Raw genomic sequence first — 23658 nt, forward strand, 5'->3', positions numbered from 1 at the left:
GGTTCGCCGCCGCCTCGTCCGCCCGCGACGTGCGGGTGCTGCCCGCCGGGCCCGCGGCCACCCGGCTGTGGCAGATCCGCGCCGACGGCGCGGGCCTGGCCGGGCGCACCCCCGCCGGCACCCAGGCCTGGCCCGGGTGGGAGGACTCCGCGGTGCCGCCCGAGCGGCTGGGGGACTACCTGCGTGGGCTCGAGGCGCTGATGGCCGACGAGGACGTCACCGGGCTGGCCTACGGCCACTTCGGCGACGGCTGCGTGCACGTGCGCATCGACTTCCCGCTGCAGCACGGCGGTGCCCCGATGCGCCGCTTCCTCGAGCGGGCGGCCGAGCTGGCCACCGCGCACGGCGGGTCGCTGTCCGGGGAGCACGGCGACGGCCGCGCCCGCTCGGAGCTGCTGCACACCATGTACTCACCCGCCGCGCTGGCCGCCATGGCCCGGTTCAAGGGCCTGCTGGACCCGGCCGACCGGATGAACCCCGGCGTCGTCGTCCGGCCCGCCCCCCTGGACGCCGACCTGCGGCGCCCCCGCGCCCTGCCGGTGGTGGCCGCCGACGGGTTCGCCTTCGCCGCCGACGACGGCGACGTCACCGCCGCGCTGCACCGCTGCACCGGCGTCGGCGCCTGCCGGGCCGACCTGCGCGGGCAGGGCGCGGTCATGTGCCCCTCCTACCTGGCCACCCGCGAGGAGCAGGACTCCACCCGCGGCCGGGCCCGGGCGCTGCAGGAGATGCTCGCCGGCGGGGTCGACGGCGGCTGGGCCGCACCCGAGGTGCACGAGGCGCTGGACCTCTGCCTGGGCTGCAAGGCGTGCGCCAGCGACTGCCCCACCGGCACCGACATGGCCACCTACAAGGCCGAGGTGCTGCACCGCACCTACGCCGGCGGGGTCCGGCCGCGCACCCACTACACCTTCGGCCGGCTGCCTCAGTGGTTGCGGCTGGCCGCCCCGCTCGCCGTCCCGGCCCGGCTGGCCGCCCGGGTCGGCCCGCTGCGGCGGGCGGCGCTGCGGGCGATGGGCGCCGACCCCCGGCGGTCGCTGCCCGCACTGCCACTGGCGCCGTTCCGGTGGACCCGTACTGCCCGCGCCCGCCGCACGGCCACCGGCACGGGGACGCCGGTGCTGCTGTGGGTGGACTCCTTCTCCGACTCCCTGGAACCCGCGGTCGCCCACGACGCCGTCCGGGTGCTCGAGGCGGCCGGCTGCGACGTGGTGGTGGCCGAGCCGGGCGCCTGCTGCGGGCTCACGCTGGTCACCACCGGCCAGCTGACCGCCGCCCGGGCCCGGATGCGGCGCACCCTCGCCGTCCTGGAGCCGCACGTGCGGGCCGGGCGCACCGTCGTCGGGCTGGAGCCCAGCTGCACCGCGACCCTGCGCTCGGACGTCGTCGAGCTGCTGCCCGACGACCCGCGGGCCGCCGCGGTGGCCGGCGCCGTCCGCACCGTCGCCGAGCTGCTGACCGAGCTGGACTGGACCCCGCCGTCCGCGCCCGGGGAGCAGCTGCTCGTGCAGCCGCACTGCCACCACCACGCGGTGCTGGGCTTCGCCGCCGACCGGGCGCTGCTGGACCGGATGGGGGACGACGTCGTGGAGTCGGTGGGCTGCTGCGGGTTGGCCGGCAGCTTCGGGATGGAGCAGGGCCACCACGACGTGTCGGTGGCCATCGCCCGCGACGGCGTCCTGGCCCGCGCGGCCGAGCACCCCGACCGGGTGCTGCTGGCCGACGGGTTCTCCTGCCGCACCCAGGTGCGCGACCTGGCCGGGTTACCGGCCCGGCACCTGGTGCAGCTGCTGGCCGACCGGTTGCGCTGACCTCAGCCGTTGGAGCGGACGACGACCAGCACGTCCTCGCTCTGCAGCGTGCCGATCGCCGGGTCGTCGAAGCGCAGCGTGCGCCCGCCCCGGGTCACCGACAGCACCACGTCGCGCAGCTGGCGGGCACCCATGCCGACCTCGGCGCTGGTCACCGCGCGCTGGGCCAGGTCCAGGCCGTGCCCGGCGGTGAGCAGGTCCTCGACCGCGGCGACCACGCGCGGGGCATCGGTGGCCAGGCCCAGCAGCCGGCCGGAGGTGGAGGAGGAGGTGATGACCGAGTCGGCGCCGGACTGCCGCAGCAGGCTGGCGTTCTCCTCCTCGCGCACCGACGCGGTGATCGGCACGGTGGGCGAGAGCTGGCGCACGGTGAGGGTGATGAGGACGGCGGTGTCGTCGCGGTTGGCCGCCACCACCACGGCGCGGGCCTTCTCGATCGACGTCCGGCGCAGCACGTCGGCACGGCCGGCGTCGCCGACGATGCCGGTCAGGCCGACCGAGTTGGCCTCGTCGATCGCCGCCGGGCTGGGGTCGACGACGACGATGTGCTCCTTGTCGGTGCCGGCGGCGATCAGGGCGCGGATGGCGCTGCGGCCCTTGGTGCCGTAGCCGCACACGACGACGTGCTGGCGCACGGAGGACCTCCAACGACGGACCCGGAACTCCTCGCGGGAGCGCGCGGTCAGCGCCTCCAGCGTGGTCCCGATGAGGATGAGCAGGAAGAGCACGCGCAGCGGCGTGATGAACAGGATGTTGACCAGCCGGGCGCTGGGCGTCACGGGCACGATGTCGCCGTAGCCGGTGGTCGAGAGGCTGACCGTGGCGTAGTAGGTCGCGTCCAGCAGCGACAGCTCGCCGCCGTTGTTGTCCCGGTAGCCGTTGCGGTCGAAGTACACGATGAGCACGGTGGTGACCAGGACGACCGTCGCGATGACGACCCGCTTGTAGACCTGGCGGACCGGGGACTGCTCGGTGTGCGCGAGCTGCACACCGCCGTGGTCGCTCAGCATGCGGGGATCACGGCAGGCACAGTACGCAGCCGCAGGTCAGCGGACGGGTCGGACACCCCCCGTGCGGGTCAGCCCGCCGCGGCCCGCTCCCGGTCGGCGAGCACCCGCTTGAGCACCTTGCCCGCGGGGGAGACCGGGATGGCGTCGGTGAACACCACGGCGCGCACCCGCTTGTACGGCGTCACCCGGTCGTTGACCGCGGCCATGACCGACTCCTCGGTGAGCGCGGCACCGGCCGCGTCGTCCCGGCGCACCACGTAGGCGACCGGCAGCTCCCCGGCGACGGGGTCCGGACGGCCGACCACCGCGACGCCGGCCACGCCCGGGACGCCGACCAGGATCTCCTCGAGCTCGCGGGGGAACACGTTGTAGCCCTTGTGCAGCAGCATGTCCTTGGTCCGGTCGACCACGGCCAGGTAGCCGTCCTCGTCGAGCACCCCGACGTCCCCGGAGTGGAACCACCCCTCGGCGTCGATCGCCTGCGCGGTGGCCCCGGGCCGGCCGGCGTAGCCGCGCATCACCTGCGGTCCGCGGATGCACACCTCGCCGCGCTCGCCCACCGGCAGCTCCTCGCCGGTGTCCAGCGCCCGGATGCTGATCTCGGTGTCGGGCACCGGCAGGCCCACCGTGCCGGCCTTGCGCACCGCCGACCGGGCGACCGGGTTGCCGGTGGCCTGCATGGTCACCTCGGTCAGCCCGTAGCCCTCGCCGATGACGGCGTCCGGGAAGAGCGCGCGCAGCCGCTCGATGAGGGGGACGGCGAGCGGCGCGGCGCCGCTGGACAGCCCGCGCACGGTGGACAGGTCGGCGTCGGCGATGCCGGGCACCTGCAGCAGCGCGGCGAACACCGGCGGGGCGCCGCCGATCGCGGTGACCCGGTAGGCCTCGGCGTCCCGGACGTAGGCGACCGGGTCGAACCGGTCGTGGATGACCACCGTCGCGCCGCTGACCACCTGGCCGTTGAGGTAGCCGATCACGCCCATGGCGTGGAACCACGGCGTCAGGTTGATGGCGACCCCGGTGCCCAGCCGGGTCGGGTACTCCTCCGGGTCGCCGACCTGCTCGATGGTGACGTCGCCCTCGGCGTCCCGGGCGGGGAGCGACCCCGACGCCCAGCAGCCGGACTGCAGCACGTTGGTGACCACCTGCCGGTGCGGCAGCTCCACGCCCTTGCTCACCCCGGTCGTGCCGCCGGTGTAGGCCAGGTGGGCCAGGGCGGTGGCCGGGTCGAGGACCGCGTCGCGGTGCGCGTCGGCGGGGTCGGCGTCCAGCAGGTCGGCCAGGTCGACCGCGCCGTCGAGCAGCTCGACCGGGGCGTGCGGGTCGGCGATCTGGGCCGGGCCGGTGACGACGACGGTGCGCACCGCGGTGTCGGAGAGCGCGGCCCGGACCACCGGCAGGCATGCCTCCCAGGTGACGAGCACCCGGGCGCCCGAGTCGGCGAGCTGGTGGGCCAGCTCGGTCGGGGTCAGCAGCGGGTTGGTGGGGGAGAAGGTCGCCCCGGCCAGCAGGACGCCGTAGTAGACCGGCGGGTACTGCAGGCAGTTGGGCAGGTGCACCGCGACGACGTCCCCGGGGCCCACCCCGCGCTCGGCCAGCCCGGCGGCCACGGCGTGCGCCCGCCGACCCAGCTCGGTGAAGGACAGCTGCGCGCCGTGGTGCACGAACGCCGTCCGGTCGCCCCACCGGCGGACCGCTGCGCGCAGCAGCGAGCCGACGGGGGCGGTCGGGTAGTCGAGGCTGCGGGGGACGCCGGCGGGCCACAGGTCGCTCACCCGGCCAGCGTGCTCCACATCACACGCGTCGTCGACACCGGGGTCCCCGGGTCGCCGAACGCGCAGACCAGGCGCACGATCCTGGTGGTTGAGAGTTGCAACGAGAGGGACACGCACGATGACCAGCACCCAGGCCAGCACCGCCCACCGGCGGGCGGTCACCAAGGCGGCCGCGCTCACCGCGGTCGGCGGCATCCTCTTCGGCTACGACACCGGTGTGATCGGCGGCGTGCTGCCGAACATCAGCGACGACTTCACCCTGGACACCCCGTTCCTGCAGGGCACCGTGGTGTCGATCCTGCTGGTCGGCGCCGCGGTCGGGGCGCTGGTCGCCGGGCGGGTGGCCGACACCCTCGGTCGCCGACGGGCCATCATCGCGACCTCGCTGGTCTTCGTCGTCGGCCTGCTGCTGTCGATCGTCGCGCCGGCCTTCTGGGTGCTGCTGGTGTCGCGGTTCCTCATCGGCGTCGGGGTGGGGTCGGCGTCCTTCGTCGTCCCGGTCTACATCGGCGAGATCGCCCCGCCCGAGCGGCGCGGCGCCCTGGTCAGCCTCAACCAGCTGTCGGTGACCATCGGCATCCTGGTCTCCCAGCTCGTGGCCTACTTCCTCGCCGGCAGCGGCGACTGGCGGATCAGCGTCGGGCTCGCACTGCTGCCCGCCGTCGTCCTCGGCCTCGGGATGATCCGCGAGCCCGAGAGCCCCGCCTGGCTGGTCCGGCAGGGGCGCGACGACGAGGCCCGCGAGGTGCTGCGCACGCTGCGCGACTCCGAGGACGTGATCTCCGAGGAGATCGACGACATCCGCGGCACCGCCACCGAGGAGGAGAAGGGCGCCAAGCGCTCGCTGCTGGCGCCCAAGCTGCGCCCGGCGCTGCTGCTCGGCGTGACCCTGGCGATCGTCCAGCAGATCACCGGCGTGAACACCGTCATCTACTTCGCGCCCACCGTGCTGGAGAACGCCGGCCTCGGGTCGCAGGCCGCGCTGCTGGCCCTGCTCGTCGTCGGCCTGACCAACGTGGTCATGACGATCGTGGCGATCAAGGTGATCGACCGGGTCGGCCGTCGCGCCCTGCTCATCTGGGGCATGAGCGGCATGGTGCTGGGCCTGGCCGGCCTGGCGATCGCGTTCCTGTTCGACATCGCCGGGGCCGGCGCCATCGTCACCACCGTGGTGCTGGCCTTCTACGTCGGCTCCTTCGCGGTCAGCCTGGGCCCGGTGGTCTGGCTGCTGATCAGCGAGATCTTCCCGCTGGCGGTGCGCGGCCGGGCGTCCTCGGTGGCCACCATGGCCAACTGGGTCGCCAACTTCGTGGTCGCGGTCAGCTACCTGTCGATCATCGCGGCGATCGGGGAGACCGCGACCTTCGGCCTCTACGCGGTCATCACGGTGCTGTCGCTGGTCTACGTGGTCAAGGCGGTACCGGAGACCAAGAACCGCAGCCTGGCCGACATCGAGCGGGAGCTCGCGCCGGCGTCCTGACGGTCAGGGTTGACTGCCCGGCCCCCACCTGGCAGACATGCCCCCATGACGGACACGGTGCTCGCCGAGGTGGCCGACGGGGTCGGCACCATCACGCTCAACCGCCCCGAGGCCAAGAACGCGGTCGACCTGGCGACGACGGAGGCCCTGGCCGCCGCGGTCGACGACTTCGACGCCCGGGACGACGTGTCGGTCATCGTGCTCACCGGCGCGGGCGGGGTGTTCTGCGCCGGCATGGACCTCAAGGCCTTCGCCCGGGGTGAGCGCCCGTCGCTGCCCGGGCGGGGGTTCGCCGGGCTGACCGAGGCGCCGCCGGCCAAGCCACTGATCGCCGCGGTCGAGGGGTGGGCGCTGGCCGGTGGGTTCGAGCTGGTGCTCTCCTGCGACCTCGTCGTCGCCTCCCGCGAGGCCCGCTTCGGCATCCCCGAGGTCAAGCGCTCGCTGGTGGCGGCGGGCGGCGGGGTGCTGCGGCTGCCCAAGACGCTGCCCTACCAGCGGGCCATGGAGCTGGCGCTGACCGGTGACCCGATGACGGCCGAGGAGGCGCACCGGTTCGGCCTGGTCAACGCCCTCACCGAGCCCGGCGGTGCGCTGGCCGGGGCGCGCGAGCTGGCGGGGCGGATCGCGGTCAACGGACCCCTGGCGCTGCGGGCGACCAAGCAGCTGGTGGCCGGCGCCGTTCGGTGGACCGACCGCGACCTGCTCGACCACCAGGCGACGCTGACCCAGTCGGTGTTCGCCTCCGCCGACGCGCAGGAGGGCGCCCGCGCCTTCGCCGAGAAGCGCGCCCCCGTCTGGCGGGGCGAGTAGCCCGGTCCCGCTGGGGCGAGTGGCACGTCAGCGGGCGAGGAGAGGCGCCTGACGCCCGCTGCTGTGCCACTCGCGGCGCTGGTTCAGGCGGCGAGCGCGGCGGCGATGCGGGCCACGAGCTCGACCGGGTGGTGGAGGTCGGCCGCCGTCACGAACAGCACCCGCCAGCCCGCCGCCTGCAGCGCCTCGATCCGACGGCGATCGGCTGCGACCTGCGTGGTGTGCCACTTCCCCTCGTACTCCAGGGCCAGCTTGCGCTCCGGCCACGCGAAGTCCGTCCGCGCGACGAACCTCCCGTCGTGCCGGACGGTGAACTGCGCTGTCGGGGGTGGCAGCGACGACCCGAGCAGGACGAGCCGCAGCCGCGTCTCCTGCGGGGAGCCGGCCAACCCGTCGGCGGCCGCGACCGCGCGGCGGACCTGCGCGGATCCGCGCCCGACCGCACGACCAGCGGCGTCCCGGAGCTCGTGCAGGCTGAACCAGCCCGTATCGACCGCGCGGTCCAGCAGCACGACCGCCTCGACGTGGGGCAGGACCGCGGCCAGGTCGACGGCGGTGCACAGCCGCCGGGTGATGAGCACCCCGCGGTGCCTCGTGCAGCTGCCCGGAGGCAGGGTGCGGCGACGGACGCGGACGCCGGCCACCCGGCTGCGCCCGACGGTGACGCCGGCGGTCAGCTCGACCGGGTCCGTCGGACCGGCCAGGTCGTCCATGCCCCACAGGACGGCCGCGCTGCGACCGCTGACCACCGAGCCAGGGACGAGGACGCTCGCGGCCGCCCGGGCGAGCAGGGCGTGGTCCACCTCGATCCCGGCCGGGGCGAAGACGTCGGGGAACAGGCGCTGCCACGCCGGGCCACGGACGTCGTCCCGGGTCAGCAGTCCTCGTGCCACCGCCCAGCTGCCCCGGAAGAACCGCCGCTCGAGCTCGGGCGGACGACGCGGCGCGATCACGGGTGCAGCCTGCCCCGCAGGGAGCCGCCGTGTGCGCGCCTGTGGACAGGCGGGCGAGTGGCACGTCAGCGGGCGAGGAGCTGGTGACGACGCCCGCTGGGGTGCCACTCGCGGGGTCAGCCCCCGTGGGTGGCCCGCAGGTCGGTCTTCAGGACCTTGCCGCTGGGGTTCCTCGGCAGCGCGGCCACGACGTGGAACTCGCGGGGGCACTTGTAGTGCGCCATGCGCTCGCGGCACCACGCGGTCAGCTCGGCGGCGGTGGGCGGGTCCGCCGGGTCGCGGGGGGCGAGGACGGCGAGCGGCGCCTCGCCCCAGCGGTCGTCGGGGACGCCGATCAGCGCCACCTCCGCGACGCCGGGGTGCGCGGCGAGCACGTCCTCGACCTCGGCGCAGTAGATGTTCTCGCCGCCGCTGATGATCATGTCCTTCTTGCGGTCGACGACGTAGAAGTAGCCCTCCTCGTCCTGCCGCACCAGGTCGCCGGAGTGGAACCAGCCGCCGGTGAAGGCCTCGGCGGTCTCGGCCGGCTTGCCCCAGTACTCCCGCATGACCATGGGCGAGCGGTAGACGATCTCGCCGACCTCGCCCCGCGGGACGTCGCGCATCGCCTCGTCGACCACCCGGACCTCGACGCCCAGCATCGGCGTCCCGACGGACCCGATCTTGCGGACGGCGTCCGGCCCGCGCAGGAAGCAGGTGACCGGCGAGCACTCCGTCTGCCCGAACGCCGTCACCAGCTCGGCCTGCGGGAACAGGTCGAGCATGCGTTGCAGCAGGGTGGTGGAGGCCGGTGCCGCGCCCCAGGAGATGCGGCGCAGCCGGGACAGGTCGCGGGCGGCCAGGTCGGAGACGTCGACGATCGCCTGCCACGCCGCGGGCACGAAGAAGCACGAGGACACCTGCTCGGCGACCAGCTCGTCGAGGGTCTCGGCCGGGTCGAACGCGCCGGACCGGGTGATGACGAACGTGCCGCCCAGCAGCAGGTTCGGCAGCATCCCGGCGACCGCGGCGATGTGGAACAGCGGGGCGCCGTAGAGGGTGACCCGGTCGTCGGGCGTCCAGCCAAGGTGCGTGACGTGGCTGAAGGCGTGCATGAGCAGGTTCCGGTGGGTGAGCACCGCCCCCTTGGGCCGGCCCGTCGTCCCCGAGGTGTACATCAGGAACGCGGCGTCGGTGTCGCCTACCTCGTGCGGCACCGGGGTGGGGTCGGCCGCGGCCAGAGCCGCCTCGTACTCCGACCCGATCATCAGCACGTGCTCGGGCGGGCCGGCCTGCTCGGCCGTCGCGGCGGTGGCCGCGTCGACCACGAGCACCCGGGCGCCGGAGTCGGCCAGCACGTAGGCCACCTCGGCCGGGGCCAGCCGGAAGTTCACCGGGACCGCGATCGCCCCGACCCGGGCCGCGGCCAGGAAGCACTCCACGACCTCGAGCCCGTTGAGGGCCAGCACCGCCACCCGGTCGCCGTGCCGCACGCCCCACCCGGTGAGGACGGCGGCCAGCCGGGTCACCCGGTCGTCGACCTCGGCGTAGCTGCGGCCGGTGCCGGCGAACCGGTAGGCGGCGACGTCGGGGGTGGTGCGCGCGTGCCGGGCGAGCTGGTCGGAGACGGTCATGCCGCGCCAGCCGGTGTCGTGCCGGGTCTGCTGCACAGGGGCTCCTCGATGGCTACCGGCCGGGTGTGGTCGGCGTCATGCTGGACCGGCGCGTCGGTTACGGTCAACCCTGACTGCCAGCCCGACCCGAAGGAGAACCATGGACGTCACCGACGCCGTCGCCGTCGTCACCGGGGGCGCATCCGGCCTCGGCCTGGCCACCGCCCGCCGGCTGCGCGAGGCCGGCGCGCAGGTCGTGCTGCTGGACCTGCCGACCTCGGCCGGGGAGTCCGTCGCCGCGGAGATCGGCGCGCACTTCGCCGCCGCCGACGTCACCTCCGAGGAGCAGGTGACCGCCGCGCTGGACACGGCCGCCGAGCTCGGCCCGCTGCGGGTGGCGGTGAACTGCGCCGGCATCGGCAACGGCATCAAGACCGCGGGCAAGAAGGGGCCCTTCCCGCTCGACGCGTTCCAGAAGGTCATCCAGGTCAACCTGGTCGGCACCTTCAACGTCATCCGGCTGGCCGCGCAGCGGATGCTCGCCGTCGACCTCGCCGGTGAGGAGCGCGGGGTCATCGTGAACACCGCCTCGGTGGCGGCCTTCGACGGGCAGATCGGGCAGGCGGCCTACTCGGCGTCCAAGGGCGGCATCGTCGGCATGACGCTGCCGATCGCGCGCGACCTGGCGAGCGAGGCGATCCGGGTGGTGACCGTCGCGCCGGGCCTGTTCAACACCCCGCTGCTGGCCGGGCTGCCCGAGGAGGCGAAGGCCTCCCTCGGCGCGCAGGTGCCGCACCCCGCGCGGCTGGGCGAGCCCGACGAGTACGGCCAGCTGGTCGCGCACGTCGTGGCCAACCCGATGCTCAACGGCGAGGTCATCCGCCTCGACGGCGCCATCCGGATGGCCCCCCGCTAACCCAGCATCTCGCGGGCGAGGTCCTTCCACATCGACAGGTGGGGGTCGGTCGCGGCGGGGCGATCCTGGAACGAGTAGGCGATCGCCACGCCGCGCATCGAGGTGAACAGCAGCTCGCGCAGCACCGGGTAGCGGGGGTTGGCCTTCGCGGCCGGGCCCCAGATGCGGTCGGCCGCGGCGCGGATGGCCTGGACGAGCCGGCGCTCCTCCGTGCGCAGCGCGGCCCGCAGCGCCTCGTCGGTGCGGGCGGCGTTCCACAGCTCCATCGCCGCCCAGAACGGCGGCTGCTGGAACAGCGCCCAGTTCAGCTCCACGCACCGCTCGACCCGCTCGACGGGGTCGGCGACGTCGAGCTGCTCGGCCTGGTCGGCGGCCTCGGTCAGCATCTCGTTGACCAGGTGCGACGCCGCGGCGACCAGCAGCTCCTCCCGGCTGGGGAAGTGGTGCAGGAGGCGTCCGCGGGACACCCCGGCCCGGGCCTGCACCGCCAGCGTCGAGGCGCCGGCGTACCCGTCGGACACCAGGCAGGCGACCGCGGCGTCCAGGATCAGCGCGCGGCTGTCGGCGGTCCGTTCGCTCCGGCTGCGGGTCTCCACGGCGGAGAGCCTAGCCGCCGGACAGTCAGGGTTGACCGTTCCGGTGCCCGACCGGAGGATGCGGGACGACCGCCACTCACCGACGAGAGGTGCACCGTGGACTTCGACGACACCCCCGACGAGGCCGCCTACCGCGCCCGCGTGCGGGCGGCGCTGGCCGAGCACGCCGACGAGCTCGTGCACCTCGACGCCGGGGAGGAGGCCGCCGACCCCCGGGAGCAGGAGCAGGCGCTGCGGCGCACCCAGCGGGTGCTCGCCGAGGCCGGGCTGGTCGGGGTGGCGTGGGCGGCGGAGCACGGCGGGCAGGGCGGCAGCCTCGCCCAGCAGGCCATCGTCGGGCAGGAGCTGGCCCGGGCGCGGGTGCCCAGCCTGATCAACCACATCGGCATCGGCATGTGCGGGCCCACCGTCATCGCGCACGGCACCCCCGAGCAGCACGAGAGGTACCTGGCCCGGCTGCTGCGCGCCGATGACGTCTGGTGCCAGCTGTTCAGCGAGCCGGCCAGCGGCTCGGACCTCGCCGCGCTGCGCACCACGGCGGTCCGCGACGGCGAGGACTGGGTGGTCAACGGCCAGAAGGTCTGGACGACGCTCGCGCACGTCGCCGACCACGGCATCCTGCTGGCCCGCACCGACCCCGACCGGCCCAAGCACGCCGGCCTGACCATGTTCGTGGTCGACATGCACGCCCCCGGGGTGACGGTGCGGCCGCTGCGCCAGATGGGCGGCCAGTCGGACTTCAACGAGGTGTTCTTCGACGACGTCCGGATCCCCGACGCCGAGCGGCTCGGCGAGCCCGGCGAGGGCTGGCGGGTCGCGCTGACCACGCTGCTCAACGAGCGGGTGGCCGTCGGCGGGGGCGGCAACGACCTGGGCCTGTCGATCGAGTCGCTGGCCCGGCTGGCCGCCGACCGGCTGCCCGGGTTGCCCGCCGACCGGCAGGTGCTCGCCCGCCAGGCGCTGGGCCGGGCCGCCGTCGCGGCGCTGGCCAACCGGTACACCGGCTACCGTCGGCTGACCGCGATCAGCCAGGGCGGGCTGCCCGGTCCCGAGGCCAGCGCCGGCAAGCTGGCCGGCACGGCCGCGGCCGAGCTGGTGGCCGACGCCGGGGTCCGGCTGCTGGGCGACGACGCCGTGTTCGCCACCGGGCCCGGGGACGACGGGGGCGGCCGCTGGCAGCGCAACCAGGCCTGGTTGCCGGGGATCGCCATCGCCGGCGGCACCGACGAGGTGCTGCGCAACATCGTCGGCGAGCGGGTGCTGGGCCTGCCGCCGGAACCGCGGGAGGACAAGCACCGCCCGTTCAACGCCGCCGGGAGCGCACGGTGAACTTCGACCTCGACACCGACCAGCTCGACGCCGCTGCGGGGGCGAAGCAGTTCTTCAGCGGCCAGGCGTCCCCGGCGCAGGCCCGCGCGGCGCTGGAGGGCGGCCCGCTCGCCCCCGGCCACCGGGCGCTGACCGACATCGGCTTCCTCGGCATCACCGTGCCCGAGGACGCCGGCGGCGCGGGCGGGTCGGTGCTGGACCTCGCCGTCGTCGCCGAGCAGGCCGGTGCCGCCCTGGCCGGGCCGTCCCTGGTGACCGCCGCCCGGGCCGCCGTCCTGCTGGCCGGCCAGCCCGAGCTGGCCGCGGCGCTGGCCGACGGCTCGCGCTCGTTCAGCGTCGTCGACGGCCAGCACCCCGCGATCGACGCCGTCGGGGCCGACACCTTCCTCGCGCTGGTCGACGGCGACCTGGTCGTGGGGGAGGGGCAGGTGACCACCGGCCGGCCGATGGACGCCACCCGCGGCCTCGGCCTCGTCGCCCTCGAGGAACCCCGCGTGCTGGTGCGCGACGCCGGTGACCTCTGGGCCCGCGCCCGCCAGGTCGCGGTCGTCGCGCTGGCTGCCGAGGACCTCGGGACGGCGGGCCGTGCCGTGGAGGTCGGCGTCGCCTACGCGGGGGAGCGGCAGGCGTTCGGCCGGGCCATCGGCTCCTACCAGGCGGTCAAGCACGCCCTGGTCGACGCCTGGGTCGGGGTCGAGCAGCTGCGGTCGCTGGTCTGGTGGGCCGCCTGGGCCGCCGACGCCGCCCCCGACGAGCTGCCGTTGGCCGCGTCCGCGGCAGGCGCCTTCGCCGCCGAGACGCTGGAGCGGGCCGCGGAGACCTGCATCCAGGTGCACGGCGGCATCGGCTTCACCTGGGAGCACGACGCCCACCTGTACTGGCGGCGGGCCAAGGTCGACCGGCTGCTGCTGGGCGACGCGGCCGAGCACCAGGACGCCGTCGCCGGGCTCGTGCTGGCCGGGGCGCTGTCGTGAGCGACTGGCAGCAGGTCTCCTACGCCGTGGACGGCGGGGTCGCGACCCTGACCCTGGACCGGCCGGAGCGCCGCAACGCCTACACCACCGTGATGGCGCGCGAGCTGGCCGAGGTGGCCGAGGTGGCCGACGCCGACGACGCCGTCCGGGTGCTGGTGGTCACCGGTGCCGGGAAGGACTTCTGCGTCGGGGCCGACCTCGCCGGCGCGGGCACCTTCGACCGCAGCGCGCAGGCGGAGGAGGCCGGCACGATCGACGGCGTCCCCCGCGACTGGGGCGGCATCGGGGCGCTGCCCTTCGCCGCGCTGCGCAAGCCGGTGATCGCCGCGGTCCGGGGCGCCGCGGTCGGCATCGGCGCCACGATGACCCTGCCGATGGACATCCGGATCGCCTCGGACACCGCCCGTTTCGGGTTCGTCTTCACCCGCCGGGGCATCGTGCCGGAGGCGGCGTCGAGCTGGTTCCTGCCGCGGGTGGTCGGCATCAGCCAGGCCATGGAGTGGGTGGCCACCGGCCGGGTGTTCGGCGCCGAGGAGGCGCTGGCCGGCCGACTGGTCTCCCGGGTGGTCCCCGACGGCGAGCTGCTGGACACCGCCCGCGGCCTCGCGCACGAGATCGCGGACAACACGTCGGGGGTGTCGGTGGCCACCAGCCGGCAGCTGCTGTGGTCGATGCTGTCGGCCGCCAGCCCGTGGGACGCCCACCGCGCGGAGTCCCGCGCCCTCGTCGAGCTGGGGTCCGGGCCGGACGCCGCGGAGGGCGTGGCCTCGTTCCTGGAGAAGCGGCCGGCCGACTTCCGCGCCCCGCTGGACGGCGTGGGGCTCGGCTGGCCCGCCCCGCCGGAGGATCTCGCGTAGGGGGTTGCCGACGAGGTGCACGGGGCAACGACCCCCCGTGGACCACCAGATCACCCTCCAGGTCGACGGGGCGCGGTCAGCGCTCACCGTGGACACCCGCACCTCGCTGCTCGACGCTCTCCGCGAGCGGCTGGGCACCACCAGCGCCAAGAAGGGCTGCGACCACGGCCAGTGCGGTGCGTGCACCGTGCTGCTGGACGGCCGGCGGGTGAACAGCTGCCTGGTGCTGGCGGTGACCGCCGACGACGCGGAGGTGACGACGTCCGACGGCCTGGCCGCCGACGGGCCGCACGCCCTGCACGAGGCCTTCGTCGACCACGACGCCTACCAGTGCGGCTACTGCACCCCCGGCCAGATCACCTCGGCCGCCGGCGTGCTGGCCGAGGCCGCGCAGGGCTGGCCGAGCGCGGTCACCGAGGACCTGGTCGCCGAGCGGGCCGAGCTGACCGACGGCGAGATCCGGGAACGGATGAGCGGCAACCTGTGCCGCTGCGCCGCCTACGCCAACATCGTCCCCGCGGTCGCGGAGGTCGCCACCGAGCAGGGAGTGCGGGCATGAGGGAGTTCCGGTACGAGAAGGCCGCCGACCCCGCCGGCGCGGTCGCCCTGCTCAGCGGCGAACCCGAGGGCGCCTATCTGGGCGGGGGCACCAACCTGGTCGACCTCATGCGGCTGGGCGTGGCGACCCCTGACGTGCTGGTCGACGTCCGCCGGCTGACCTCCGACCAGGTCGAGGAGCTGCCCGACGGCGGCCTGCGGATCGGCGCCGCGGTGCCCAACGCCGACCTCGCCGCCGACCTGCGGGTGCGGCAGCGCTTCCCGCTGCTGGCGCAGGCGCTGCTGGCCGGGGCGTCCGGGCAGCTGCGCAACCGGGCGACCACCGGCGGGAACCTGCTGCAGCGCACCCGCTGCACCTACTTCACCGACACCACGATGCCCTGCAACAAGCGTGAGCCCGGCTCGGGCTGCGGTGCGGTGGACGGCTTCCACCGCAACCTCGCCGTCCTCGGCGCCACCGACGAGGGGCCCACCTCGGCGCACACCTGCATCGCCACCCACCCCTCGGACATGGCGGTCGCGCTGCGCGCGCTGGACGCCTCGGTGCGGGTGCTGGGTGCCGACGGCGAGCGGGTCGTGCCGATGGCCGAGCTGCACCGGCTGCCCGGCGACGACCCGTCGCGGGACACCACGCTGGCCCGCGGCGAGCTGATCACCGCCATCGACGTCCCGGCCCTGCCGTGGGCCACCCGCTCGCGCTACCGCAAGGTCCGCGACCGGGCCTCGTACGCGTTCGCGCTGGTCAGCGTCGCCGCCGCGCTGGACCTGGACGGGTCCACCGTCCGCGACGTCCGGATCGCCCTCGGCGGGGTGGCGCACGCCCCGTGGCGGGCCACCGTCGCGGAGGACGCGCTGCGCGGAGGGCCGGCCACCGAGGAGGCCTTCACCGCCGCGGCGGAGGCCGAGCTCGCCGCCGCCCGGCCGCTGCCCGACAACGCCTTCAAGGTCCCGATGGCCACCAACATGATCACCCGCACCCTCGTCCAGCTCGCGGAGGCCCGCGCATGACCGCCACCACCGAACGGGCCGTCGGCAGCGACGTCCGCCGCATCGACGGGCCGGCCAAGGTCCGCGGCCGCGCCCCCTACGCCTACGAGCACGAGCTGGACGCGCAGGCCGTCTTCGTCGCGCTGGTGCAGTCCACCGCGGCCAGGGGCCGGGTCACCGGCATCGACACCTCCGCGGCGGAGGCCGTCCCCGGGGTGCTCGCCGTCCTCACGCACGAGAACGCGCCACGCCTGGGCGACGTCGCCGACGAGATCGTCGTCCTGCAGTCCGACCGGGTGCGCTACGTCGGCGAGCCGGTCGCCGCCGTCGTCGCGGAGACCTCCGAGGTGGCCCGGGACGCCGCGGCGCGGGTGGTGGTCCGCTACGACGCCCAGCCGCCGGACGTCGAGCTGCGCACCGACCGCGACGACCTCTACGCCCCCGAGCAGCTGATGGCCGGCTTCGACACCGACTCGGTGATCGGCGACGTGGACGCGGCGCTGGCCGCCGCGCCGGTGAGCATCGACGTCACCTACGAGACCCCGAACCAGCACAACAACCCCATCGAGATGCACGCGACCGTCGCCCGCTGGGACGGCGACGGGGACGCCGCGGTGCTGCGCATGTGGGACGCCAACCAGGGTCCGCACAACCTCGTCCCGGTGATCACCGAGGCGTTCGGCATCACCGAGGACCGGCTGCACATCACCTCGCCCTACGTGGGCGGTGCGTTCGGCTCCAAGGCCTACACGCACGTGCACCAGCTCATCGCCGGGATGGCCGCGAAGGTCACCGGCCGCACGGTGAAGCTGGAGCTGACCCGGCAGCAGATGTTCACCCTGGTCGGGCACCGCACGCCGACCATCCAGCGGCTGCGGCTCGGCGCGCAGCCCGACGGCACGCTGACCGCGATCAGCCACGAGGTCGTCGAGCACACCTCGCAGAACGCGGAGTTCGCCGAGCAGACCGCGACGGCTACCCGGCTGATGTACGCAGCACCCGCCCGCCGCACCACGCACCGGCTGGCCCGCCTCGACGTGCCGGCGCCGACGATCATGCGCGCGCCGGGGGAGACCCCGGGCATGTACGCGCTCGAGTCGGCCATGGACGAGCTCGCGGCCGAGCTGGGCATCGACCCGGTCGAGCTGAGGCTGCGCAACGAGCCCGACCGGGACCCCGAGCGCGACGTGCCGTGGAGCACCCGGAACCTGGTGGCCTGCCTGCGCCAGGGCGCCGAGCGCTTCGGCTGGGCCGGGCGGGACCCGCGGCCCGGGGTCCGCACCGACGGCCGCTGGCTGGTCGGCACCGGCGTCGCCGCGGCCACCTACCCGACCCGGCGGCGTCCCTCGGCGGCCCGGATCGAGGCCGTGCCCGGCAAGCCGTACGTGGTCAGCATCGACGCCTCCGACATCGGCACCGGGGCCTGGACCGCGCTCACCCAGATCGCCGCCGACGCGCTGCGGGTGCCGATGGACCAGGTCGACCTGCGGATCGGCGACAGCCGGCTGCCGAAGGCCTCCGGTGCCGGCGGGTCGACGGGCATCACCTCGTGGGGTCCGGCGATCATCGCCGCCGCCGAGCAGCTGGCCGACCGGGAGGTCCCGGCCGGCGGGGTGACGGTGACCGGCGAGTCGGGCCCGGGGGAGGAGGCCGAGCGGTACTCCAGCCACGCGTTCGGCGCGCACTTCGCCGAGGTCCGCGTCGACCAGGACTCCGGCGAGGTCCGGGTGCCGCGGATGACCGGCGTGTTCGCGGTCGGCCGGGTCGTCAACGCCACCACCGGGCGCTCCCAGTTCCTCGGCGGGATGACGATGGGCCTGTCGATGGCGCTGCACGAGGAGTCGGTGCTGGACCTGGCCCGCGGGCACTACGCCAACCACGACCTGGCCGAGTACCACATCGCGGCGAACGCCGACGTGGGCGAGATGGACATCAGCTGGGTCGACGAGACCGACGACCGGCACAACCCGCTGGGCGCCAAGGGCATCGGCGAGATCGGCATCGTCGGTGCGGCCGCGGCCATCGGCAACGCCTACTGGCACGCCACCGGCCGGCGGGTGCGCGACCTGCCGATCACGCCCGACAAGTGGTTCCGCTGAGGGTCTGGCGCGGTGGGGAGAGGTGCGCCTGCAGGGTCTGGCCGATGTCGCGCAGGGCGCGCACCTGCTCGGGGGTGAGCTGGTCGAACAGGTGCGTGCGCACGCTCTCCACGTGCACGGGGGCGGCCTGCTCGAGGGCGGCGAACCCCTCGTCGGTGAGGACGGCGAGCTGGCCGCGGCCGTCGTCCTCGCAGACCTGCCGGCGCACCCAGCCGCGCTCCTCCAGCCGGGAGACCGCGTGGGAGAGCCGGCTGCGGGAGGACAGGCAACGGTCGGCCAGGTCGCTCATCCGCAGCGCGCGGCCGGGGGTCTCCGAGAGCTGCACCAGGATCTCGTAGTAGGCATGGGAGATGCCGGTGGCCCGGGTGAGCTCGCGGTCGAGGCGGTCCTGCAGCAGCAGCGTGCTGTAGAGCCAGGCGCGCCAGGCCTGCTGCTCCTCGGCGGTGAGCCAGCGCGGCTGTGACGGAGACGACACCTCGTCGGACATGCCCACCAGGGTACTGGCGGAATGCTCAAGCCTTCAACTACGCTACGGTCCGGCGAAGCAGTCAAACGCTCAACGACTTGGAGGTCACCATGACCAGCACGCAGATCCCCGGCTACCTCGCCGGCACCTGGGACATCGACGCAGCCCACTCGACGGTCGGCTTCTCCGTCCGCCACATGATGGTCAGCAAGGTGCGCGGGTACTTCACGAAGTTCGAGGGCGTCCTCGTGACCGCCGCGGACCCGGCCGACTCCACCGTCGAGGCCACCATCGACATGGACTCGATCGACACCCGCCAGGAGCAGCGCGACGCCCACATCAAGAGCGCCGACTTCTTCGACACCGGCAACCACACGGTCATGACCTTCCGCTCCACCGCCATCAAGGCCAAGGGCGACGACTGGACCGTCGAGGGCGACCTCACCATCAAGGGCATCACCAAGCCCACCACCCTGGACCTGGAGCTCAACGGCTTCGGCCCGGACGCCTACGGCGGCACCCGTGCCGGCTTCTCGGCCAAGACCGAGATCTCCCGCAAGGAGTACGGCGTGGACATCGACATGCCGATGGACGGCGGCGGCGTCGTCGTCGGCGACAAGATCTCCGTCGAGCTCGAGATCGAGGCCGTGCTCCGCACCGCCTGAGCGACGTCCGCCGAGAGCCCCGGTGCCCGGACGGGTACCGGGGCTCTCGCGCGTCGGGCACGATGCGCGGGGTGACCGTCGACCTCGCCACCACCACCGAGGGCTCCGGCCCGCCGCTGGTCCTGCTGCACGGCATCACCGAGGACGCCTCCTTCTGGGCGCCGGTGGTCCCGCTGCTCACCCCGTGGGCCACCGTCACCACCGTCGACCTGCGCGGCCACGGCGCCTCGCCCGACGGCCCCGGCGGCCCCGGGGGCTACGACCTCGAGGACATGGCCGACGACGTCGCCGCCACCTTCGGCGACGAGCCGCCGCTGGTCGTCGGGCACTCCCTCGGCGGCCTGCTCGCCGTGGTCGTCGCCGCCCGGCACGCCACCCGCGGCGTCGTCGACGTCGACCAGCCCCTGGCGCTCGGCGGGCTGCAGGCCGGCGTGCAGCAGGCCGCCCCGCTGCTGCGCGGCTCGACGGCCGAGTTCGAGGGCTTCATGACGGCGATGTTCTCCTCGATGCAGGGCAGCACGCCGGCTCCCGAGGCCGCCCTGCTCGCCGCGCGCCGCCGTCCCCGGCAGGACGTCGTCACCGGCATCTGGACGCCGTTGCTGGACTGGTCGCCCGCTGACCTGGACGCCTTCGTCGAGCGGACGGCGGCCGCCGTCACCGTCCCGGTGCTGTCCCTGCACGGCCTGGACCCGGGACCGGACCACGCCGCCTGGCTGACCGCCCGCATCCCGACCGCCACCGTCGAGCACTGGACCGACGACGCCGGCGACGACCTCGGCCACCACCCGCACCTGCGCCGGCCCGAGAGGTTCGCAGCCCGCGTGCGGGAGTTCGCCAGCGGACTCTGAGCCGGTTCCCAGGAACTCCCGGGGGTCCGGCGACGACAGTGGAGGTCGTGCGGTCCGACGACGTGCGCCCCTGGCTGGCGACGGCCGCCCGGCTGCTGCTGGGCGGCGTCCTCGTCGTCGCCGGGGTGCTCAAGCTCCCCGACCCGGCCGCCGCGGTGCGCGCCGTCCGCGCCTACCAGCTGCTGCCCGAGCCGCTCGTCGCGCCGGTCGCCTTCGGGCTGCCCGCCGTCGAGGTGGTCGTCGGGCTGGCGCTGCTGGCCGGGGTGGCCGTCCGCGCGGCCGCGGTCGCCTCCGCGGTGCTGATGGTGGTCTTCCTCGTCGGCATCGTCTCCGCCTGGGCCCGCGGCCTGCAGATCGACTGCGGCTGCTTCGGCGGGGGCGGTCAGGTGGCCGCGGGGGAGACCCGGTACCTGTCGGAGACCCTGCGCGACACCGGCCTGCTGCTGGTGGCCCTCGCGCTGGCCCGGTGGCCGCACTCCCGTCTCGCCCTCTCGTCCCGACTGGAGCCCGCCCGACCATGAGCACGTCGACCAAGAAGGAAGCCGCCCGGCAGCGGATCGCCGCCAAGCGCGCCGCCGAGGCCGCCGCCCGCGCCGCCGAGCAGCGCCGCCGCCGCACCGTCGTCGGGGGCGTGGTCGCCGCCGTCGTCGTGGTCGTGGCCGTGGTGGTCGCGATCGTCGTCCAGACGTCCCGGACGTCGACCGCGGCGGACGCGGCCAGCCCGGGCAACCTGTCGGCCGGGGGCAACGGCTACACGTTCTCCGTGGGCACCGGGCCGGTCACCGTGGACGTCTACGAGGACTTCCAGTGCCCCAACTGCAAGGCCTTCGAGGACGCCGCGGGCTCGACGCTCGAGCAGCTCGAGCAGGCCGGCACCGTCACGATCGTCTACCACGGCATGGCGTTCCTGGACTCCTCGCGCAACGACGACTACTCCACCCGGGCGCTCAACGCCGCCGCCGTGGTCGCCACCGACGCGGGCACGGCGGCCTACCAGCAGTTCCACGACCTGCTCTACGCCAACCAGCCCGACGAGCAGACCGGCAGCGGGCTCACCGACGACCAGCTGATCGCCTACGCCCAGCAGGCCGGCGCCACCGGCGAGGACGTCGCCACCGACATCCGCGACCTGGTCTACGGCGACTGGGTGAAGAACGCCACCGACCAGGCCTCGAAGGACGGCGTCACCGGCACGCCCACCGTGTTCGTCGACGGCACGCGGCTGTCGGACCTGTCCGCCGACGGCCTGCGGACCGCGGTCGAGGACGCCGCCGCATGAGCGGGGACACTGGGGCCATGTCGAGCAGCACCCTCACCCGTACGTCCCTGCCCAGTGCGCTGCCGGTGGCGGTGGGGCTCGCCGCCGGTTTCGCGATCGCGCAGGGCACCGGCGTCCGGGCCCTCGGTGGTGCGGTGTTCGTCGCCGGCGGGGTTGCCGCCGGCTGGCTGTGGCGCCGCCGCCGGGGCTGGGCCGTCACCGCCGGCCTGTCCGCGGTCTACCTGGTGGCGTTCGTGCTCGCGCACGTGCTGGCCATCGGCGTGGGCTGGCCGGCGTGGCTGGCCGTGGGCACGGTGACCGCGGTGGCCGCCGGCATCGCCTACGGCGTCGCCGACCGCTGACCCGCCCCCGCCGCGGCATCGATCAGGTGGGACGACGAACGTGCATCCTCCGCCACCGACGTCGGTGGCCGAGGATGCACGGTGCTCGTCGGAGCTGATCCACGCCCGGGCGTCTGCCGCCGGGGAACCCGCGCGGGGTGGGGGGTGACCGCGCACACGCCGGGGGAGGTCGCCGCAGCGCCTACCATGGGAAGGTCGCCGGTCGGCGACCTTCGCGGCGTGAGGCGCTGCGACATCCCCGAGCTCCTGAGGTGCTGTTCCGCATGCCCACCCGCAACGACCTGCGCAACGTGGCGATCGTCGCCCACGTCGACCACGGCAAGACGACCCTGGTCGACGCCCTGCTCCGGCAGGCCGGCGCCCTCGGCCGCGCCAAGGGCGAGGGCACCGACAACGACTCCACGCAGGACCGGGTCATGGACTCCATGGACCTCGAGCGCGAGCGCGGCATCACCATCCTCGCCAAGAACACCGCCATCCGGCTGGCCGACGCCGACGGCAACCCGGTCGTCGTCAACATCGTCGACACCCCCGGCCACGCCGACTTCGGCGGCGAGGTCGAGCGCGGCCTGTCGATGGTCGACGGCGTCGTGCTGCTGGTGGACGCCTCCGAGGGCCCGCTGCCGCAGACCCGCTTCGTGCTGCGCAAGGCGCTGGGCAAGGGGATGCCGGTCATCCTCGCGGTGAACAAGACCGACCGCGCCGACGCCCGCATCGAGGAGGTCGTCGACGAGTGCTACGAGCTGTTCATGGAGCTGCTCGAGGACGCCGGCCTGCCCGCCGAGACCCTCGAGTTCCCGATCGTCTACTGCAACGGCCGCACCGGCCAGGCCTCGCTGACCAAGCCCGAGAACGGCACCGTCCCCGACAGCCCGGACCTCGGCCCGCTGGTCACCACGCTGCTGGACACCATCCCGGCCCCGACCTACGACGCCGAGGAGCCCCTGCGCGCGCAGGTCACCAACCTCGACGCCTCCCCGTTCCTCGGCCGCCTCGCGTTGCTGCGCATCCACTCCGGTGAGATGAAGCGCGGCCAGCAGGTCGCCTGGTGCAAGGTCGACGGCACCATCACCCGGGTCAAGATCACCGAGCTGCTGGTCACCGAGGGCCTGACCCGCACCCCGGCCGACAGCGCCGGCCCCGGTGACCTGGTCGCCATCGCCGGCATCGAGGACATCGGCATCGGCGACACCCTCGCCGACCCCGAGGACCCGCGGCCGCTGCCGGCGCTGACCGTCGACGAGCCCTCCATCTCGATCACCATCGGCATCAACACCTCGCCGCTGTCGGGCAAGTCGGGCAAGAAGGTCACCGCCCGGCTGATCAAGAACCGCCTGGACCAGGAGCTGGTCGGCAACGTCTCGGTGCGCATGCTGCCCACCGAGCGCCCCGACACCTGGGAGATGCAGGGCCGCGGCGAGCTGGCCCTGGCCATCCTGGTCGAGCAGCTGCGCCGCGAGGACTTCGAGCTCACCGTCGGCCGCCCGCAGGTGGTCACCAAGACGATCGACGGCGCGCTGCACGAGCCGGTCGAGCGGGTCACCATCGACACCCCCGGTGAGTACGTCGGCACGCTGACCCAGGCGCTGGCGGTCCGCAAGGGCCGGCTGGAGAACCTGGTGCACCACGACACCGGGTGGGCCCGGATGGAGTACGTCGCCCCCTCGCGCGGGCTGATCGGGTTCCGCACCGAGTTCCTCACCGAGACCCGCGGCACCGGCGTGTTCAACCACGTGCTCGAGGGCTACGAGCCGTGGCTGGGGGAGATGCGCGCCCGGCCCACCGGGTCGCTGGTCGCCGACCGCGCCGGCGTGGCGACCACCTACTCGATGTTCTCCCTGCAGGAGCGCGGCCAGCTCATGGTCGAGCCGGGTGCGGAGGTCTACGAGGGCATGCTGGTCGGTGAGAACTCCCGTCCCGACGACATGGACGTGAACATCACCAAGGAGAAGAAGCTCACCAACATGCGCAAGTCCACCTCCGAGGAGCTCGAGCGGCTGATCCCGCCGCGCGTGCTCAACCTGGAGCAGGCGCTGGAGTTCTGCGCCGAGGACGAGTGCGTGGAGGTCACCCCGGCCGCCGTCCGGATCCGCAAGGTCGAGCTGGACCAGACGATCCGCGGCCGCCAGCGCAACAAGAAGCCCAAGCCCGGCGAGTGACCCGCCGCCTCCACGGCGGGGCCGGCCGTCGATCGACGCTGAGCGATCATTCCCGCCCCGGAGTGATCAGCCGGCGTCGATCGACGACGAGCTGCGGGGTGGCGCGCAGTGGTGCGGTTGCTGTGCGTGATGGCTGGCCGTGGGGCGCGCGGG

22 protein-coding genes are annotated in these 23658 nt (G+C 74.5%); 16 read left to right on the top strand and 6 right to left on the bottom strand.

Annotation, left to right across the window (positions count from 1 at the left end):
* Positions 1–1811 (top strand): FAD-binding and (Fe-S)-binding domain-containing protein (locus tag NH342_RS10005; RefSeq protein ID WP_253014315.1); only part of this gene is annotated, 1811 nt, incomplete at its 5' end.
* Positions 1812–1813: 2 nt separating this feature from the next.
* Here the strand turns inward: NH342_RS10005 and NH342_RS10010 are convergent.
* On the bottom strand, positions 1814–2821 hold the full coding sequence (locus tag NH342_RS10010) for a TrkA family potassium uptake protein (protein WP_253014317.1): 1008 nt from the start codon (positions 2819–2821) through the stop codon (positions 1814–1816).
* 68 nt (positions 2822–2889) lie between these two features.
* A complete protein-coding gene (locus NH342_RS10015; protein WP_253014319.1) occupies positions 2890–4596 on the bottom strand; it encodes a class I adenylate-forming enzyme family protein in 1707 nt (568 codons plus the stop codon).
* A 118-nt stretch (positions 4597–4714) separates the two neighbouring features.
* Between NH342_RS10015 and NH342_RS10020 the strand changes: the two genes are divergently transcribed.
* Together NH342_RS10020 and NH342_RS10025 are read left to right on the top strand one after the other, a co-directional pair.
* The gene (locus NH342_RS10020) at positions 4715–6076 is read left to right on the top strand and encodes a sugar porter family MFS transporter (RefSeq protein ID WP_253014321.1); all 1362 of its coding nucleotides are present in this window, start codon (positions 4715–4717) and stop codon (positions 6074–6076) included.
* 45 nt (positions 6077–6121) lie between these two features.
* The gene (locus tag NH342_RS10025) at positions 6122–6886 is read left to right on the top strand and encodes a crotonase/enoyl-CoA hydratase family protein (protein WP_253014323.1); all 765 of its coding nucleotides are present in this window, start codon (positions 6122–6124) and stop codon (positions 6884–6886) included.
* 83 nt (positions 6887–6969) lie between these two features.
* Here NH342_RS10025 and NH342_RS10030 read toward each other — a convergent pair whose 3' ends face one another.
* Both NH342_RS10030 and NH342_RS10035 read right to left on the bottom strand, forming a co-directional pair.
* Entirely contained in the window at positions 6970–7839 is an 870-nt protein-coding gene (locus NH342_RS10030) for an endonuclease domain-containing protein (RefSeq protein WP_253014325.1), read from the bottom strand.
* Positions 7840–7955: 116 nt separating this feature from the next.
* Positions 7956–9488 (bottom strand): long-chain-fatty-acid--CoA ligase, encoded by a 1533-nt coding sequence (locus NH342_RS10035; protein WP_253014327.1) that lies wholly within the window; start codon positions 9486–9488, stop codon positions 7956–7958.
* A 103-nt stretch (positions 9489–9591) separates the two neighbouring features.
* On the opposite strand from NH342_RS10035, the gene NH342_RS10040 reads away from it, so the two are divergent.
* The gene (locus NH342_RS10040) at positions 9592–10347 is read left to right on the top strand and encodes a 3-hydroxyacyl-CoA dehydrogenase (RefSeq protein WP_253014329.1); all 756 of its coding nucleotides are present in this window, start codon (positions 9592–9594) and stop codon (positions 10345–10347) included.
* Here NH342_RS10040 and NH342_RS10045 read toward each other — a convergent pair.
* A complete protein-coding gene (locus NH342_RS10045) occupies positions 10344–10943 on the bottom strand; it encodes a TetR/AcrR family transcriptional regulator (RefSeq protein ID WP_253014331.1) in 600 nt (199 codons plus the stop codon). The two genes, NH342_RS10040 and NH342_RS10045, sit on opposite strands and share 4 nt — an antisense overlap.
* Positions 10944–11039: 96 nt before the next feature.
* Between NH342_RS10045 and NH342_RS10050 the strand changes: the two genes are divergently transcribed.
* From NH342_RS10050 to NH342_RS10075, 6 genes are read left to right on the top strand one after another with little or no spacing between them, the layout of a single operon-like run.
* The gene (locus tag NH342_RS10050; protein ID WP_253014333.1) at positions 11040–12272 is read left to right on the top strand and encodes an acyl-CoA dehydrogenase family protein; all 1233 of its coding nucleotides are present in this window, start codon (positions 11040–11042) and stop codon (positions 12270–12272) included.
* Complete coding sequence (locus NH342_RS24190) at positions 12269–13246, top strand: acyl-CoA dehydrogenase family protein (RefSeq protein ID WP_253014335.1); 978 nt, start codon at positions 12269–12271, stop codon at positions 13244–13246. The genes NH342_RS10050 and NH342_RS24190 overlap by 4 nt, the downstream gene beginning before the upstream one ends.
* Positions 13243–14103, top strand: coding sequence for an enoyl-CoA hydratase-related protein (locus tag NH342_RS10060; RefSeq protein ID WP_253014337.1), 861 nt, complete (start codon positions 13243–13245; stop codon positions 14101–14103). The genes NH342_RS24190 and NH342_RS10060 overlap by 4 nt, the downstream gene beginning before the upstream one ends.
* Positions 14104–14140: 37 nt before the next feature.
* Positions 14141–14662: a 2Fe-2S iron-sulfur cluster-binding protein gene (locus NH342_RS10065; protein ID WP_253014339.1), complete on the top strand. Its 522-nt coding sequence runs from the start codon at positions 14141–14143 to the stop codon at positions 14660–14662.
* On the top strand, positions 14659–15669 hold the full coding sequence (locus tag NH342_RS10070) for a xanthine dehydrogenase family protein subunit M (protein WP_253014341.1): 1011 nt from the start codon (positions 14659–14661) through the stop codon (positions 15667–15669). The genes NH342_RS10065 and NH342_RS10070 overlap by 4 nt, the downstream gene beginning before the upstream one ends.
* Positions 15666–17747, top strand: coding sequence for a xanthine dehydrogenase family protein molybdopterin-binding subunit (locus tag NH342_RS10075; protein ID WP_253014343.1), 2082 nt, complete (start codon positions 15666–15668; stop codon positions 17745–17747). Before NH342_RS10070 ends, NH342_RS10075 begins: the two co-directional genes overlap by 4 nt.
* Here NH342_RS10075 and NH342_RS10080 read toward each other — a convergent pair.
* Positions 17722–18234 carry a MarR family winged helix-turn-helix transcriptional regulator gene (locus NH342_RS10080; RefSeq protein WP_253014345.1) on the bottom strand — a complete coding sequence of 171 codons (513 nt, stop codon included), beginning with the start codon at positions 18232–18234 and terminating at the stop codon, positions 17722–17724. The genes NH342_RS10075 and NH342_RS10080 overlap by 26 nt on opposite strands.
* Positions 18235–18323: 89 nt before the next feature.
* Here NH342_RS10080 and NH342_RS10085 point away from each other — a divergent pair, with 89 nt between their 5' ends.
* The 6 genes from NH342_RS10085 (at position 18324) to typA (ending at position 23505) form a co-directional block, all read left to right on the top strand.
* Positions 18324–18878, top strand: a complete 555-nt coding sequence (locus tag NH342_RS10085; protein ID WP_253014347.1) for a YceI family protein — start codon at positions 18324–18326, stop codon at positions 18876–18878.
* 71 nt (positions 18879–18949) lie between these two features.
* Positions 18950–19726, top strand: a complete 777-nt coding sequence (locus tag NH342_RS10090) for an alpha/beta fold hydrolase (protein WP_253014349.1) — start codon at positions 18950–18952, stop codon at positions 19724–19726.
* 47 nt (positions 19727–19773) lie between these two features.
* Entirely contained in the window at positions 19774–20247 is a 474-nt protein-coding gene (locus tag NH342_RS10095) for a MauE/DoxX family redox-associated membrane protein (protein WP_253014351.1), read from the top strand.
* Positions 20244–21005: a thioredoxin domain-containing protein gene (locus NH342_RS10100; protein WP_253014353.1), complete on the top strand. Its 762-nt coding sequence runs from the start codon at positions 20244–20246 to the stop codon at positions 21003–21005. Before NH342_RS10095 ends, NH342_RS10100 begins: the two co-directional genes overlap by 4 nt.
* Positions 21006–21022: 17 nt before the next feature.
* Positions 21023–21346 carry a hypothetical protein gene (locus tag NH342_RS10105; protein ID WP_253014355.1) on the top strand — a complete coding sequence of 108 codons (324 nt, stop codon included), beginning with the start codon at positions 21023–21025 and terminating at the stop codon, positions 21344–21346.
* A gap of 263 nt (positions 21347–21609) precedes the next feature.
* The gene (gene typA / locus NH342_RS10110; RefSeq protein ID WP_253014357.1) at positions 21610–23505 is read left to right on the top strand and encodes a translational GTPase TypA; all 1896 of its coding nucleotides are present in this window, start codon (positions 21610–21612) and stop codon (positions 23503–23505) included.
* Positions 23506–23658: the final 153 nt, after the last annotated feature.

The organism is Klenkia sp. PcliD-1-E (assembly GCF_024124375.1).
Lineage (GTDB): Bacteria > Actinomycetota > Actinomycetes > Mycobacteriales > Geodermatophilaceae > Klenkia.